Below are 16,112 nucleotides of genomic sequence, written 5' to 3'. Positions count from 1 at the left end.
CGTTTACGATTTGTTACCACGTATGACCGCCTCTTTACGGCTCCCTTCGTTAACTGCTGATCTAAGCTGATCCAGCTCCTCCCGCAGCGTAACCAGCTCTTGCTGCAGCTCACGCATGGAATCAACCACTGGATCTGGCAGCTGCTGGCTCAGTCGATCCACTCTCCGGCCATCCTGCTTAACGACGCGCCCCGGTATTCCAACGACCGTACTATTGGGCGGAACTTCTCTTAATACCACGGAATTTGCTCCAATATTGCTGTAATCCCCTACTTTGAACGATCCCAACACTTTGGAACCCGAGGATATCACCACATGATTACCAATGGTAGGATGTCTCTTTCCCTTCTCTTTACCCGTTCCGCCTAAGGTCACACCTTGATAAATCACCACATCATCACCAATTTCGCATGTTTCCCCAATGACGATCCCCATACCATGATCGATGAAGAGCCGATTCCCGATTGTAGCCCCTGGGTGAATCTCAATCCCCGTCATAAACCGGCTAAATTGAGAAATGATTCTAGCCACTGTGTACCATCCCCATCGGTAAAAATGATGCGCCAAGCGATGGGCCCAGATGGCATGCAATCCTGAGTAAGTAAATATCACTTCAAACCGACTTCTAGCAGCCGGGTCGTTATCAAAGACTGCCTGAATATCTGATTTTATTTTCTTAAACATAACTGTTCCCCTCTTCGCATCATTTACCCGTTCGTCTTTCGTAACTTTGATCCTGCTTGTTAGAGCATAGAATGAAAAAAACGCCTCAGCAGCCACATTGGGCTGCAGAGGCGTCTATCAAATCGCGGTTCCACTCTGCTTAGGATTCGCATAACACACCAATCCTATCTCGGACGTCCGTTAACGAGGACGAAACGTCGCTACCTACCCGAAGTAGCTTTCCAGCAAAGGAAAGGTCCAGGTTCGGAGGCGCAGCTCCCAGGCGCATTTTCGATCAGCAGAGCGTGAGATAACTTCCAGCCTTGAAGACTTGTTAAAAGTCTTACCCGGTTATCTTCTCTGGTCCACGTTCATGACTGTGTACTTCTCCTGTTCACAGCTGTTCAATATAGTCAGTCTTCCCCATAAGGTTACTCTTAATCACATTAGGACAAACAGAGCCTGCTTATCGTGATGTACTGCTTTTTATATATCTTAGCGAAAAGAACTTCGGCTGACAAGGATTATCCTTACTAGCTTCAATACAAATTTAAAATTGGGCTCTCAATCGGCCTAATACCTTATCCCGGCCTAACAAATAAATCGTTGCATTCAAATCCCGGCCATGGGTTTGGCCTGTCAGTGCCACACGAATCGGCATGAACAGCTGTTTGCCCTTGAAGCCTGTTTCTTTCTGCACTTCTTTGATCAAAGCCTGCATGTGGGAGGCAGTAAAGTCAGCGGATGTCTCTACTTTATCAGCAAATGCCCTCAGGACTGCTGGAACCTGCTCTTCCTTCAGAACCGATTCAGCTTCATCTTCAAATTCCACTTCATCCTTGAAGAACAAGGACGCTAGCTCCACAATATCGGATGCAGCAACCATCTGCTCCTGATACAGCGCCACCAGCTCTTCTGCCCAGACCTGCTTGTCTGCATCAAGCTCACCTGGAAGCAGTCCCGCTTGCTGCAAGTGCGGAATAGCAAGATCCGCGATTCGCTTCGGTTCCGCATTCTTGATATAAGAGTTATTGAGATGAGCCAGCTTATTCGTGTCAAATACCGCAGGAGACTTGGACAGCCGTGACGGATCAAAAATCTTGATCAGCTCATCCTTGCTGAAAATTTCCTCTTCCCCTTCCGGAGACCAGCCGAGCAGTGAGATATAGTTAAACAGTGCTTCCGGCAAATAGCCTAGCTTGTCATATTGCTCAATAAATTGAATAATCGACTCGTCGCGCTTGCTGAGCTTCTTATGATTCTCATTAACAATGAGGGTCATATGACCGAATACCGGCGGTTCCCAGTCAAAAGCTTCATAGATCATCAGCTGGCGAGGTGTATTGGAGATATGGTCTTCCCCACGCAGAACATGTGTGATTTTCATCAAATGATCATCAAGGGCAACAGCAAAATTGTAAGTAGGTATGCCGTCTTTTTTGACAATAACAAAGTCTCCGGTTTCTTTGGAATTAAAGGAAATCGTCCCTTTAACCATGTCATTAAAGGTGTAAATTTTCTCTTCCGGAACACGGAAACGTACACTTGGCACACGGCCCTCGGCTTCATAAGCCTTGCGTTCATCTTCAGTCAGATTACGATGCTTGCCGGAGTAACGCGGCGTCTCCCCGCGGGACATCTGCTCCTCGCGTTCCTGTTCAAGCTCTTCCTCCGTACAATAACAGAAATAAGCGAGACCGCGGTCAATCAAGTCCTGCCAGTATTTTTTGTAGATATCGAGACGCTCCGTTTGACGATAAGGGCCGTATTCTCCCCCAACATCAATACTCTCATCCCATTCCATGCCGAGCCATTTCAAATACGTCAGCTGACTCTCTTCTCCGCCTTCAATGTTCCGCTTCGTATCTGTATCTTCTATGCGGATAATAAATTTCCCGCCTTGATTTCTCGCATATAAATAATTGAATAATGCCGTTCTTGCATTTCCGATATGCAAATGTCCTGTCGGACTCGGCGCATAACGCACGCGAACTTCCGCGCTCATAATATCCCCTCCGATTCATTATTTCAAGATGATAGCACAGGTTGGATCAGGCATACAACCGATTGCGCAGCAATGCCCTCGCCCCGTCCTGCAAAGCCAAGCTGCTCTGTAGTCGTCGCTTTTACATTAACTTGAGAGAGCTCTGCACCCAGCGCCTTGGCAATGATCTCTGCCATTTGCGGAATATACGGCGCCATCTTCGGCTTTTGAGCAATGATCGTCGAATCCACATTACCCAGCTGATATCCACGCTCTACAGCAAGCTCCCATACTCGCTCCAGCAGCTTAAGACTATCCGCGTCTTTAAATACCGGATCCGTATCCGGAAAGTGCTTGCCGATATCACCAAGACCCAGAGCACCAAGAATGGCATCACTTATCGCATGCAAAAGCACGTCCGCATCGGAATGTCCCAGCAGTCCTTTTTCATAGGGAATGGTCACTCCCCCAATAATGCATGGTCTGCCCTCCACTAGCTGATGAACGTCAAATCCTTGTCCTACACGGATCATAAGTCTACTCTCCCCTTTTTTGCATAAATACAGCATAATCCAGGTCGTCCGGCGTCGTAATTTTAATATTCGTATAACGGCCCTCTACGACCTTTACCTGCTTCCCAAGCCGTTCAAGCAGCATCGCGTCATCTGTTCCAAGAAACTCCTCTTGCTTAGCCCGCTCATGAGCCTCAAGCAGTGCAGACAGACGAAAAGCCTGTGGTGTTTGGATACTCCACAGACTTCGCCGATCCGGCGTGGACATAATAATGCCTTCTTCATTTACTTGCTTGATCGTATCCTTGACAGGCACTGCAAGCAGCGCAGCCCCATGCTCCATTGCAGCATCCATACAGTTCTCGATAAGCTCGGGTGTCACGAAAGGCCGCACTCCATCATGCACAAGCACATAATCGGAAGTAAGCTCCTTCAAGCCTGCATAGACGGAATCCTGCCTTTCAGACCCTCCTGCAGTAACCCGAACCTGAATCCCAAGGCCAAACCTTTTGATCCACTCTTCACAGCGCGCAACATCTGCAGCACCTGTTACCACGATCATCTCTTTAATTCGCGACACACGGCTGAACACCTCAAGCGTATGTATAAAGATGGGCTTGTCCTGCAGCAGCAGAAACTGCTTGCTCTCCGCGTAACCCATACGCGTACCTCTGCCTGCTGCCACAATGACGGCTCCCCATGAATTGTCCATGCTCTTAAACCCCTGCCTTGTTCATCTGCTTAAGCATTCAGCTATCGGAACACTCAATCTCCATCATACCGCTTTATTGAGCTTTTTCCAACAGTTTCGGCTTGGCAAAAATCATTCGTCCTGCAGAGGTTTGGAGTACGCTTGTCACAAGCACCTCCATCATCGTACCGATGTATTCTCTCCCACCCTCGACGACAATCATGGTGCCGTCATCCAGGTAGGCTACGCCTTGACCATGCTCCTTGCCGTCCTTGATGATCTGGACCATAATTTCCTCACCTGGTAAAACTACCGGCTTGACTGCATTAGCCAAATCATTAATGTTCAGCACAGATACGCCTTGAAGCTCACATACCTTGTTCAGATTAAAGTCATTGGTTACAACCTTGCCCTGAAGTACCTTGGCAAGCTTAACCAGCTTGCTGTCCACCTCAGATATTTCTTCAAAATCGCCTTCATAGATCAGTACTTTAATCTCCAATTCCTTTTGAATCTTGTTAAGGATATCGAGCCCGCGCCGTCCGCGGTTACGCTTGAGCAGATCCGATGAATCCGCAATATGCTGAAGCTCCTCCAGTACGAATTCAGGGATAACGATGGTTCCTTCGATAAAGCCTGTCTTGCAGATGTCCGCAATCCGGCCATCAATAATGACACTCGTATCCAGTATTTTATGCTCTTCAATCCGTCTGTCTTCACTTATAGCACCGTTATTCCAACGTCCTGAAGTCCAGAACGTCCCTAGGTCCTCTTTCTTCGCAAGACCAAGCCGAAGTCCCATGTAACTGAAGACAAGCATCATCGCCACTTGAAGCAGCTCTCCTGGCTTTCCAAGCCAGTTCAATGACGGATATAGAAGTATAGAGAACAATAATCCAATTCCTAGCCCCAAAGCCCCCGCTGCCAATTCACTCATAGGAACACGAGCGAGCTTCGTTACTCCTTCTTCTACCCTTACATTCACCACAGAACCCAGCGTACTGCATAGTAAAGTAAAGACTGCAATCCCTGCTAGCATCCATAACGCAAGTGCTGTTGTCGTTCCCAGCCTGTCAGCCAGTTCTCTTAACCAAGGGACTGTTAGTCCTACCGAATGATATAACGCATAACCAGACCACGCTCCCATTAGCCCGGTAAATGTTAAGATGACTTTTTTCCACATGTCCCTTCACCTCCTTTGACCATTTCCCTATCCAGTATGAACCAATTAAGTTGGTCCTAATCCTGTAATGCAGGATATTTAAGGAAAAATATCTCTTGGATCTCCCCTCGATCCATAAGTAGGCTAAATAAAGCATTTTACGCTGCTGAGACTTGCGGATAAGTATCGAACTGTAAATCATGGTTGAAAATGGTTTGTGGGGTGGCATATAATAAATTCAACTGAAAACACTGAGGTGAATATAAGGAATGAGCACTTCCAGCCTGCAAACCTTTCAAGACCAAGTATCCGAATTGTTGCTCCGTCACCGTAGTCTCATTGATGTCTTGTCAAAGTTAGGACAAGCCGACGCTTCTGTTAATCGTGCAGTTTCCAAGGCCATTACGGAGTGCGGATGTATTGAACTTCATGCTTCCAAGCAGTCATACACACCTAACGGGAATTTGGAGGACGCTAAATCTTCTGTAGAGACGCATGTACATGGAGATTTATGTGACCATTGCAAAGAGATTGTCGGCTCAGAGCTTGGCCGCAATCTGTTCTATATGTCAGCGCTTTGCAATCTGCTCAATATTCAGCTCGAGGACGTCCTGGAGAATGAAGCCAACAAGTGTTCCACACTAGGCATATTCAACCTATCGTAACAAAATTCAAATTCAAGTAACTCTAGATCAGTTCTGCTAAATATACACAGCCTTCTATACACTTCTAATTCGTACTACAATGAATGCAATCCACACCATAAAAAAAGCATTTATCCTCTCCGGTACAATACGAGAGAATAAATGCTTTTTTATTCGAATGAGCATCTCTGCCCTATTTTTCCCTAATAACGATGTGATGTTTCATCTTCCTGGTTCTTATTCCGATTCCGATTGCGTCTGCGGTGAATGTATCGTTGTACACTATGGGACAGGCCGTATACGGCATACAACACTAAAGGAATAAATACAAACATAGATAATTGCTCAGAGAACAAAAATGCAAGTGCAATTGAAAACAAAACGACCAATGGAGCGATCCACACCGCTTTTTTGGGGATGCCTACTTTTTTGAAATTTGGATATTTCAGCGAACTAACCATGAGCAAGGATAATAGCAGTGTAGCAACCATCATAAACGGTGCAGAAATATCTTTGTTAAATAAGGACAGCAATGCAAGAACTCCACCTGCAGCCGGTATAGGCAGTCCTGTGAAATAACCGGGAATCCCGGGTTTAACATTAAATCGGGCTAACCTCAGAGCACCGCATATCGGAAATACGCTGGTTACGATCCAAGCAATGGCTACCGGAGCTTCCTGAAAAGAAACGGTATACATCAGATAAGCAGGAGCGGCACCAAAGGATACAATATCAGAAAGTGAATCCAGTTCTTTACCGAATTCGCTTTGAGCATTCAGCGCCCTTGCAATCCGGCCATCCAAACCATCAAGGAGCATTGCTATGACCACCATAAAAGCAGCAGTCGTATACTGATCCTCTGAGGCCAGCAAAATGGCAATCATTCCGAGTGATAAATTACCCAAGGTAAATAAATTCGGAATTGATTTTGTTATCATCACGTCACCCCATATGTGCGGCAATAAAAAACACAAATTATAATTAATTCTCAATTATTTATATTTGTCTGTCAATGAACATTTGCTCCTGTAGTCGCTTCAGTCCATCCTTGATCGTACGCGCACGTACTTCTCCGATGCCGTCGACTTCGTCCAATTCTTCAATTGTTGCCATAATGACGTGCGGCAAGTGTTCAAACTCCTCCACCAAATTATGAATAATTACATTTGGCAGTCGAGGAATCTTACTTAGAACACGGTACCCTCTTGGGGCAACTGATTCTTCGGAGGTCGCAGCTGATGCAGGATAGCCGAGCAAACGGACAATATGGTGGGTATCCAGCAGTTCATCATCTGTTGAACGTTTGAGACCACTCACAATCTCTTTGATCTTCTCATCGCTGTCATCCTTGGCATAGTCCTTATACAGAAGCATCGCTTCTTCTTCCGTATTGCTGACAAGCTCCTCCATCTGCATGGAGATAAGCCGCCCTTCATTCCCGAGCTCATTGATGTAGCGCTTGATCTCCATCTTAATTCGAAGAACCATTTCCACACGCTGAATGACATTAACAACCTCAGGTATGGTCACCAGCTCTTCAAATTCGGACGCGCTGAGATTGGTCAAGGATTGATTGAGCACAGCTCTGTATTTCTCAAGCGTTTGTATCGCCTGATTCGCTTTGGTCAGGATTACGCCAATTTCCTTCAATGCATACCGCAGTGTACCTTGGTAGAGCGTAATAATATTACGTCTTTGTGATATCGATACGACGAGCTTGCCTGTCTGCTTGGCAACCCTCTCCGCGGTTCTGTGCCGAATTCCTGTTTCAGAAGAAGAAATGGAAGAATCAGGAATCAACTGCGTATTCGCATACAAAATTCGTTTTAAATCCTCACTTAAGATAATGGCTCCGTCCATCTTGGCCAGCTCATATAGATAGTTTGGAGAGAAATCACAATTGATCGAAAAACCGCCATCCACAACCTCCATTACTTCAGGACTGTAACCAACAACGATAAGCGCACCCGTTTTTGCACGCAACACGTTCTCCAGTCCCTCTCGAAATGGTGTTCCGGGCGAAACCAATCTTAAGAGATTATTCATTTTATCCAATTGGCTCGATTCTTTCATCTTTCAATGCCCCCTAATCTAAAGCAACCGCTAGTGCATCTCCGACGGTGTTTACACCGATAAGTTCTATTCCCTTCGGGTGCTTCCAGCCTTTTAGGCTCTTCTCTGGCATAATCACCCGTTTGAATCCAAGCTTTTGCGCTTCTTTTGCTCTCTGCTCCGCACGAGATACGGCCCGAACCTCACCCGTAAGGCCTACCTCGCCAAACACAACATCATAAGGTTTGGTCGGCATATCCCGGAAGCTAGATGCGACACTGACGGCAACCGCCAGATCAATAGCGGGCTCATCCAGCTTCACCCCTCCGGCAACGTTTATATAAGCATCCTGGTTCTGTAAAAACATGCCCTGACGCTTTTCTAACACGGCGATGATGAGTGCCATACGATTGTAATCAACACCGGTAGCCATACGTCTTGGAGAAGGGAATTGGGTTGCGGATACCAGTGCCTGAAGCTCAACAAGCATTGGACGGGTCCCTTCCATGCTGGCAGCAACAGTGGAGCCTGCTACCCCAAGCGGTCGTTCGGACAAGAACATCTCGGATGGATTGGCAACCTCGGTTAACCCGATTTCACCCATCTCAAAAATCCCCATCTCATTGGTAGAGCCAAAACGGTTCTTCACCGCACGAAGCAGCCGATACGTATGATGTCTTTCGCCTTCGAAATAGAGCACACAATCCACCATATGCTCAAGCATTCGCGGTCCTGCGATCGCCCCTTCCTTAGTAACATGCCCTACAAGCACGGTCGCAATGCCCTGCCCTTTGGCAATTCGCATAAATCTTGAAGTGCATTCCCTTACCTGAGCCACACTGCCCGGCGCACTCGTAATTTCGGGTAAATACACCGTTTGAATGGAGTCGATCACCAAAAAATGCGGCTCCACCTGTTTGACTGCTTCCTCAATCCGTTCCATATTTGTTTCGCTGAGCACGTACAGCTCAGGAGACAAAGCTTCCAGCCGATCCGCACGCAGCTTCGTCTGCCTTACCGATTCCTCACCGGAAATATACAGCACTCGCAGTCCCGCTGTAGTCATAGCATGAGAGGTTTGCAGGAGCAACGTAGATTTACCGATACCCGGATCTCCGCCGACCAGAACAAGAGAGCCCGGAACGACTCCGCCGCCGAGCACTCGATTCAGTTCCTTAATACCTGTAAGGATGCGGGGCTCCTGGTCACTCTCTATGTTTATGATGGGCTGAGGCTTTTCTTTACTATCAAAAAGGGAAGAACCTCTCCCTTGTGTCTTAACGATACTTTCGGTTTCCTCCACCATGGAGTTCCAGGACTGACACCCCGGACATTTACCGTACCATTTAGGGGCTTCGTAGCCGCATTCGGTACAATAAAACTTCGTTTTAACTTTAGCCACTTCACTTCTCCTTATTTTTACACTATTCGATTAAAATCGTCTTTAAGTGCAAATGCCGAATTTACTAAAAAAGGATTTAATAAAAGTTTAACATTGAATGCATTTTGACGTAAAGCATAATTACCAAACTTTACACAGGATGTATTTTCTCCAAGTCAGTTCTTTTTAAATGACTTCTGCCTATCATGCACTTGCCTGAAAAAAAGGGTCCTTATCGCTCACGCGACAAGAACCCTTTCCAACATTTATAGTTATACGTGTGGCATTGAACAATGAAATCTTAAGTTCATTCTATCCAGATGCAAACAAATTTAAGAAGAACTTGTAGGTGTAGATACACTATCTTTTTTGGTGACCACCAAATTTCCTTCGTCCACATCAATAAGCAGGGAATCACCCTTTATCACATTACCCGTGAGCAGCTCTTCAGAGAGCCGGTCTTCAATATGCTTCTGAATTGCTCTGCGGAGCGGTCTAGCCCCATAAGCAGGATCAAAGCCTTCTTTGGCAAGGAACGACTTCGCTTGATCTGTCAGCTCAAAGTCGACATCATACTCACGCAGACGTTTACGCAGCTCCTCCGCCATCAGGGTAACAATCTCACCGATATGTTTTTCCTCAAGGGAATGGAATACGATGATCTCATCAATCCGGTTAAGGAATTCAGGACGGAAGCTCTTCTTCAGCTCATCCATCACCTTACCCTTCATGTTGTCATAATTCGCACCTGCGTCTACAACGGCCGTAAAGCCCAGCGTAGAATTACGCTTAATGGCATCTGCACCCACGTTCGACGTCAAGATGATGAGTGTGTTGCGGAAATCGACTACACGGCCCTTCGAATCTGTCAGACGACCGTCTTCCAGCACTTGAAGCAGGATGTTGAATACTTCCGGATGGGCTTTTTCAATCTCATCCAGGAGAACAACAGAGTATGGCTTGCGGCGTACTTTTTCAGTCAGCTGACCGCCTTCTTCATAGCCAACATATCCCGGAGGCGCTCCAACCAGTCTGGATGTGGAGTGCTTCTCCATGTATTCGGACATATCAATCCGGATTACGGCATTCTCATCGCCAAACATCGATTCGGCAAGAGCACGAGCGAGCTCTGTCTTACCTACCCCAGTTGGTCCCAGGAAGATGAAGGAGCCCATCGGACGTTTCGGGTCTTTTAGACCTGCACGTGCCCGGCGGATTGCACGGCTGACTGCTTTAACGGCTTCATCCTGCCCGATAACACGCTCGTGCAGAATACCTTCCATGTTCAACAGTCGATCAGTTTCTTCCTGCTTCAGCTTATTGACAGGAATCCCCGTCCAGCTGGCTACGACCTGTGCGATATCTTCAGGCGTTACCTCGGAGTCAGTACGTCCTTGTTTTTCCTTCCACTGATTCTTCGTTACGTCCAGCTCTTCGCGAATCTTCTGCTCTGTATCTCGCAGGGCAGCCGCCTTCTCGAATTCCTGGCTCTGAACAGCTGAATCCTTTTCTTTGCGAATATCATCGAGTCTGTTCTCGAGCTGCTTAAGATTAGGCGGTACCGTATAAGAGTTGAGCCTTACTTTGGAGCCCGCTTCGTCAATCAGGTCAATTGCTTTATCCGGGAGGAACCGGTCAGTAATGTAACGATCAGACAATTTAACTGCCTGTTCAATCGCTTCATCTGTAATTTTCACACGGTGATGCGCTTCATAACGATCTCTCAGGCCGTGCAGGATTTGAATCGCTTCATCCACGGAAGGCTGATCGACATTAATCGGTTGGAAACGGCGCTCAAGCGCAGCATCTTTTTCAATATATTTACGATACTCATCCAGGGTAGTCGCACCAATACATTGCAGTTCTCCACGGGCCAGAGCCGGCTTAAGGATGTTCGATGCATCAATAGCTCCTTCTGCTCCCCCTGCTCCAATCAGCGTATGCAGCTCATCAATGAAGAGAATAATATTTCCTGCTTGGCGGATCTCATCCATAATCTTCTTAAGTCTGTCTTCGAATTCACCACGGTATTTCGTTCCTGCAACGACGGAGCCCATATCAAGGGTCATAACACGTTTGTCACGCAGCGTTTCAGGAATTTCGTTCGCAATAATTTTCTGAGCTAGACCTTCAGCGATCGCTGTTTTACCTACCCCTGGCTCACCAATTAGCACCGGGTTGTTCTTTGTACGGCGGCTCAGCACCTGAATAACACGCTCAATCTCTTTGCTCCGGCCGATCACCGGATCCAGGTTGCCTTCCTTCGCAATGGAAGTAAGGTCGCGTGCAAGGCTGTCCAGTGTTGGTGTGCTAACGTTAGCTTGTGTTCCGTTATGACTGGACACCGCTTCGCTGCTTCCGAGCAATTGAAGCACTTGCTGACGAGCTTTGTTCAGGCTGATGCCCAGGTTGTTCAGCACTCGTGCCGCCACCCCTTCACCTTCACGGATAAGCCCGAGCAAAATATGTTCGGTTCCAACGTAGGTATGGCCCAGTTTACGTGCTTCATCCATCGAAAGTTCAATGACTTTCTTGGCACGTGGTGTATATGCAATGTTCGTAGGCTGCTCTTGACCGCGGCCAATGAGCGTTTCTACTTCATCTTGAATTTTCTCAAGTCCTAGACCCAGACCGATCAGAGCTTTGGCAGCAATGCCCTCGCCTTCTCGAATCAGGCCGAGCAAAATATGTTCGGTACCGATGTTATTATGACCTAAACGAACCGCTTCTTCTTGAGCTAAAGCCAGCACTTTTTGCGCTCGTTCTGTAAATCTTCCAAACATCATAGTTCTTGCACCTCCACAAGTTTAATTGCTTTTATCTCTATCCAGGTTGCCCTGTCACGGACAGCTCTGGCCGACAATAGTCGGTATCATCCCAAGCTGATTACTTATCCTGCCTATTACCTATGACAAGAACAGCACTCAACAGGGTTATTACTGTTATATCCCCACCGAGAAAGTAAAGCATTCGCTCTAACGGTAAATCCAAATACTTTCTCAGGGCTAATGTTTAAGAACATCTCGAATCATTTGTGCGCGGTAGATGTCTCTCGCATTGGGGTCCAAGACTTCTTCACCGAATTTTTTCTGTAAAAAACCGGGCTGAGTCATGACATTCAGTTCATTCATTTGCACAATAGAGGGCTCTTCAATCAACCCAAGGTCAATGCCCAATCGAACATCCGACAAGCGCTGTGCAGCTTCCTTAGAATCCATAATCACCGCATGGGATAGAATCCCGTAAGAACGCATAACCCGGTCCATAATGCGCTGCTTCGAATCGCGCATCAGTCTCTCGCGTGCATTACGCTCATGACCAATGATCTGAAGAACGACACTATATAAGTTCTCAATAATCTCGGCTTCGGACTGTCCTAATGTAATTTGATTCGATATTTGAAACAGATTCCCTGTCGCTTCGCTGCCTTCCCCATAAATTCCGCGAACAGCGAGACCGACTTGTGATACGGCAGTAAGCACTCGGCTGATTTGCTTCGTCATGACCAGAGCCGGTAAATGCATCATTACGGAAGCTCGGAGACCTGTGCCTACATTGGTAGGACAGCTTGTTAGATAGCCCCTTCTGTCATCAAATGAATAATTGATATGGGCTTCGAACACATCATCAATCGCTGATGCTCTCTTCCATGCCTCCTGCACCTGGAAACCTGGGAATAAACATTGGATACGCAAGTGATCCTCTTCATTCACCATAATGCTAATGGATTCATCTTCACTGAGGATTACAGCTCCGTTTCTCGATTCGTTCGCAAGATCGGGGCTGATCAAATGTTTTTCGACCAGAACTTCTTTATCGAATTGATCCAGTTCATTCAAATTCAGTACATGGAATTCACCAAACTTATGAACCTCCTCAAATCCAAGAACATCAATAATGTTGCGACGCACTTCTCTCGACTGTTCTTCTGTTGCCAGCATTGGAAACGGAAAGCTCTGCACATTACGAGCGACTCTTACCCGGCTACTGATGACAATCTCTGAGTCAGCAGCGGTATTCCGCATCCAATCACTTAGTGGTTTTTCGGTAAACCGGATATCCGACATGGTGCACACCTCCTTACTCTATTACCAAACTTTACTCCTGTGTTATCTCTTTTTCAAGCTCACGAATCTGGTCACGCAATTTAGCGGCCTCTTCAAATTCCTGAAGATTGATCTTCTCCTGCATTTCACGCTTGAATTCATCCACTCTTCGTTTCAGGTGGATTTTCTCCCCTGCGCGCACGGGTACTTTCCCGATATGTGTGGTGTTGCCATGCACGCGTTTCAGAAGCGGATCCAAGCGACTGGAGAAATGATTGTAGCAGGAGCTGCAGCCAAATCGGTTCAGCTTACTGAACTGACTAAACGTCATTCCGCATTGCTCACAGCGAAGTGTCTCCGGAGACGGTGCTCCAGCCGTTTTATATTTGCCTGATTCAAAGTCCATAAGACCAGACAAGAGCCCATGAATGGAAAAACCATTAGAGATACCTGAGATATGGTCACCTTTTTCCTTAGCACAGTTCTCGCAAATATGGAATTCCGTCTTCTCTCCGTTTACTATCTTTGTAAAATGGAGCGTTGCTGCGCGTTCATTACATTGTTGACACATCATAACCGCTTACCTCCTTTGCTTCACTTTCTTGATCATATGAACAATCCTATTCATTTGCCCAAGACCGAGATCAGCATTGCTTTTAGCATTCGAGCGCGAATCTGATCCCGATAGGGAAGTTTAATAAGCAGTACTTCTCGCGATATAGCCGCCTTGACCAAAGCAGCCTCTCTGCGGTTGAGGAATCCGGCCTCTTCCAGCTGATAGATAAGCCCTTCTGCTGCCGTCTGATTAATCTCATCCCCAATATGCTGATGAAAATGCCCGTTTAGAGCAAACTGTGCAGGAAGCTCCACACGCTGAATGCGAATATATCCGCCCCCGCCACGTTTACTTTCCACCAGATAGCCTTTTTCAAGGGTAAACCTTGTACTGATGACGTAATTAATCTGAGACGGTACACAAGAGAACTTATCAGCGAGATCGTTTCTTTGGATCTCAATCATGCCTTCAGAGCTATCCTGCAAAATATTTTTCAGATATTGTTCGATAATATCAGAAATATTGCGCATTCTACATCCCCCACTATATTAGCCCCTTAATAGCTCGAAATCATTACATTAAATTACACGGATCATCTGTATCTAAGGAAAAATCTCCCTACTGAGGTTACTACCCATCCTTGAAATTACCCATCTCGGATGGAGTGCGAATCTCTTTCGCATATAAAACTCACATTAGAAGTCCCCTGATACATTTATCTGTTTGATCTCTGTTGACTTTGACTTTCTTTGACTTTGTATTCATTATATCACATTATGTAGAATTCTCAAGAGGCGTTCCTTTTTCATTTTTCTCATTTTGACATAAAATATGCGCCTTACGAAAAAAACTCCCCTGAATTGTTCAGGAGAGTTTAAAACTTCAAGTATCTTACCTAAGCCTGAGCTGCCACAAAGTTAAATTAGAAGAAGTCCATAAAAAATGTTCGACCCGCAGGAATCACATGATCAAGCTGGGTTGCTCTAAGCGGGTTCCCTGCTAATCGTTCCATTAAATAAAGTTCTCGTGGCCGCTTGTAGCCCATAAACATCGCTGTAAATGACTGAATGTCCCCAGATACATCCGCAGATAACTTATCATCAGAAGGAAGAGGTTCTATATTGCCGTGTCCATCCTCGCTTACGGTCAGCTGCCAGAATCCCGTATTCCAGGATGCGACAGGATCCTCCACTTGGAGGATCAGGTTCAAGCTATGCTTCGCTTCAAACGGATACTGATCGATAAAAGCTCTCAAATCAACAATACGTGCCATAAAATAAGGAACAAGCTCCTGCTTCACTCTCGGTTCAGGCAGCAAGAAGGGCAGCTCGTCGTCTACGGGTACCATGCTTATCTTAAACTGCTCACTAGGATGGTTTGCAAAATAAGTCAGCAGCGCACGGCGTGCATTCTCATTCAGATAAACAAACTCATCACATATAAGCTCTTTGTCTTTATTCTCGTAAAGCACATATCCTTGCGCCTCTCCTTCAGGAGAATAGTACACTGCCGTATGTCCATCCTCGTTCAGCACGGAGCGCTTCCACCATGCTTCATCACGGACTAAGGTACCATTATAGCGACTGACAAAAGATTGATACAACCCATCAAGTATAGCGATATCTGTTACATCACGGACAATCTTCCCCTCGTATTCTACTCTTGGGGGGAGCTGGCGAGCTTGAATGAAGTACCTTTTGTATTCCGCAAAGACCTCCCAGCCGTATTTACGATAAAAGGGCACCAAAAAAGGGTGTAAGAACGATAGGCTCTGTCCTTGATTTTTCATTTCCTGCAGCGCATGCTTGAGCAATTGGGAGACATGACCCTTTCTACGGTTTTCCGGCCAAGTGGCGACCCCCGCAATGCCCCCCATATCAAATATTTTACCATTTACATATACTTTAAAAGGCAATAGCGTCAGCTTCGCTTGCAGCTCTTCATCATCAAACAAGCCCCAGTACTGCTCAGGAACGAAGTGCTGCCTACGCTTTTCCTTCTCATCGGCTGTCAGCTTATACCTAAAAGCATATTCAGATAACTGTGTACTTACATCAAACTCTTCCATTTTCAATTGCCGAATTTCCATGGTCCCACCTCACTATTTTTATTATTTTGTAAGTTAGCACATTTGTAGTCTCTATGTATTTATGAGAGTGAATATAGGGATTCAGTCTAGCAAAAGTTTGTCAGATCTAAATCTAATTGTCAATCTGAAGAGCTCTATATAAGAGGTCATGCAAATAAAAAAGACACTATCGATGAAAATCGATAGTGTCTTATGTGCTTGGCGACGTCCTACTCTCCCAGGACCCTGCGGTCCAAGTACCATCGGCGCTGGAGGGCTTAACGGTCGTGTTCGGGATGGGTACGTGTGGAACCCCTCCGCTATCGCCACCAAACGAGCATTTGTGCAACAAA

At 46.3% G+C, this 16,112-nt stretch carries 14 protein-coding genes and 1 rRNA gene; 1 reads left to right on the top strand and 14 read right to left on the bottom strand.

Going from position 1 to position 16,112, the window contains the following annotated elements:
• Positions 1-3 precede the first annotated feature (3 nt).
• The 5 genes from cysE to ACFQ3J_RS26005 form a co-directional block, all read right to left on the bottom strand.
• Positions 4-684: a serine O-acetyltransferase gene (cysE, locus tag ACFQ3J_RS26025; RefSeq protein WP_091161573.1), complete on the bottom strand. Its 681-nt coding sequence runs from the start codon at positions 682-684 to the stop codon at positions 4-6.
• 529 nt (positions 685-1,213) lie between these two features.
• Complete coding sequence (gene gltX, locus ACFQ3J_RS26020; protein ID WP_251584804.1) at positions 1,214-2,668, bottom strand: glutamate--tRNA ligase; 1,455 nt, start codon at positions 2,666-2,668, stop codon at positions 1,214-1,216.
• A gap of 23 nt (positions 2,669-2,691) precedes the next feature.
• Complete coding sequence (gene ispF / locus ACFQ3J_RS26015; RefSeq protein ID WP_047914111.1) at positions 2,692-3,180, bottom strand: 2-C-methyl-D-erythritol 2,4-cyclodiphosphate synthase; 489 nt, start codon at positions 3,178-3,180, stop codon at positions 2,692-2,694.
• A gap of 4 nt (positions 3,181-3,184) precedes the next feature.
• Entirely contained in the window at positions 3,185-3,871 is a 687-nt protein-coding gene (gene ispD / locus ACFQ3J_RS26010) for a 2-C-methyl-D-erythritol 4-phosphate cytidylyltransferase (protein ID WP_251584802.1), read from the bottom strand.
• Between the two features lie 73 nt (positions 3,872-3,944).
• The gene (locus ACFQ3J_RS26005; RefSeq protein WP_091161568.1) at positions 3,945-5,033 is read right to left on the bottom strand and encodes a PIN/TRAM domain-containing protein; all 1,089 of its coding nucleotides are present in this window, start codon (positions 5,031-5,033) and stop codon (positions 3,945-3,947) included.
• A 248-nt stretch (positions 5,034-5,281) separates the two neighbouring features.
• Here ACFQ3J_RS26005 and ACFQ3J_RS26000 point away from each other — a divergent pair, with 248 nt between their 5' ends.
• Entirely contained in the window at positions 5,282-5,677 is a 396-nt protein-coding gene (locus ACFQ3J_RS26000) for a DUF1573 domain-containing protein (RefSeq protein ID WP_091161566.1), read from the top strand.
• Positions 5,678-5,859: 182 nt separating this feature from the next.
• Here ACFQ3J_RS26000 and pssA read toward each other — a convergent pair whose 3' ends face one another.
• The 9 genes from pssA to rrf form a co-directional block, all read right to left on the bottom strand.
• Entirely contained in the window at positions 5,860-6,594 is a 735-nt protein-coding gene (pssA, locus tag ACFQ3J_RS25995; RefSeq protein WP_091161565.1) for a CDP-diacylglycerol--serine O-phosphatidyltransferase, read from the bottom strand.
• A 58-nt stretch (positions 6,595-6,652) separates the two neighbouring features.
• Positions 6,653-7,729 carry a DNA integrity scanning diadenylate cyclase DisA gene (gene disA, locus ACFQ3J_RS25990; RefSeq protein ID WP_091161563.1) on the bottom strand — a complete coding sequence of 359 codons (1,077 nt, stop codon included), beginning with the start codon at positions 7,727-7,729 and terminating at the stop codon, positions 6,653-6,655.
• A gap of 13 nt (positions 7,730-7,742) precedes the next feature.
• Positions 7,743-9,110, bottom strand: a complete 1,368-nt coding sequence (gene radA / locus ACFQ3J_RS25985) for a DNA repair protein RadA (RefSeq protein WP_090727878.1) — start codon at positions 9,108-9,110, stop codon at positions 7,743-7,745.
• Between the two features lie 311 nt (positions 9,111-9,421).
• Entirely contained in the window at positions 9,422-11,875 is a 2,454-nt protein-coding gene (gene clpC / locus ACFQ3J_RS25980; protein WP_091161561.1) for an ATP-dependent protease ATP-binding subunit ClpC, read from the bottom strand.
• Between the two features lie 219 nt (positions 11,876-12,094).
• The gene (locus ACFQ3J_RS25975) at positions 12,095-13,156 is read right to left on the bottom strand and encodes a protein arginine kinase (protein ID WP_251584800.1); all 1,062 of its coding nucleotides are present in this window, start codon (positions 13,154-13,156) and stop codon (positions 12,095-12,097) included.
• 31 nt (positions 13,157-13,187) lie between these two features.
• A complete protein-coding gene (locus ACFQ3J_RS25970) occupies positions 13,188-13,709 on the bottom strand; it encodes a UvrB/UvrC motif-containing protein (RefSeq protein ID WP_091161558.1) in 522 nt (173 codons plus the stop codon).
• A 50-nt stretch (positions 13,710-13,759) separates the two neighbouring features.
• Entirely contained in the window at positions 13,760-14,221 is a 462-nt protein-coding gene (locus tag ACFQ3J_RS25965; RefSeq protein ID WP_091161556.1) for a CtsR family transcriptional regulator, read from the bottom strand.
• A gap of 392 nt (positions 14,222-14,613) precedes the next feature.
• Entirely contained in the window at positions 14,614-15,780 is a 1,167-nt protein-coding gene (locus ACFQ3J_RS25960) for a GNAT family N-acetyltransferase (protein ID WP_251584798.1), read from the bottom strand.
• 196 nt (positions 15,781-15,976) lie between these two features.
• A 5S ribosomal RNA gene (rrf, locus tag ACFQ3J_RS25955) occupies positions 15,977-16,093 on the bottom strand.
• Positions 16,094-16,112 lie beyond the last annotated feature (19 nt).

The organism is Paenibacillus provencensis (assembly GCF_042678545.1).
Taxonomy (GTDB): domain Bacteria; phylum Bacillota; class Bacilli; order Paenibacillales; family Paenibacillaceae; genus Paenibacillus; species Paenibacillus provencensis.
This window is presented reverse-complemented; position numbering and strand designations above follow the sequence as displayed.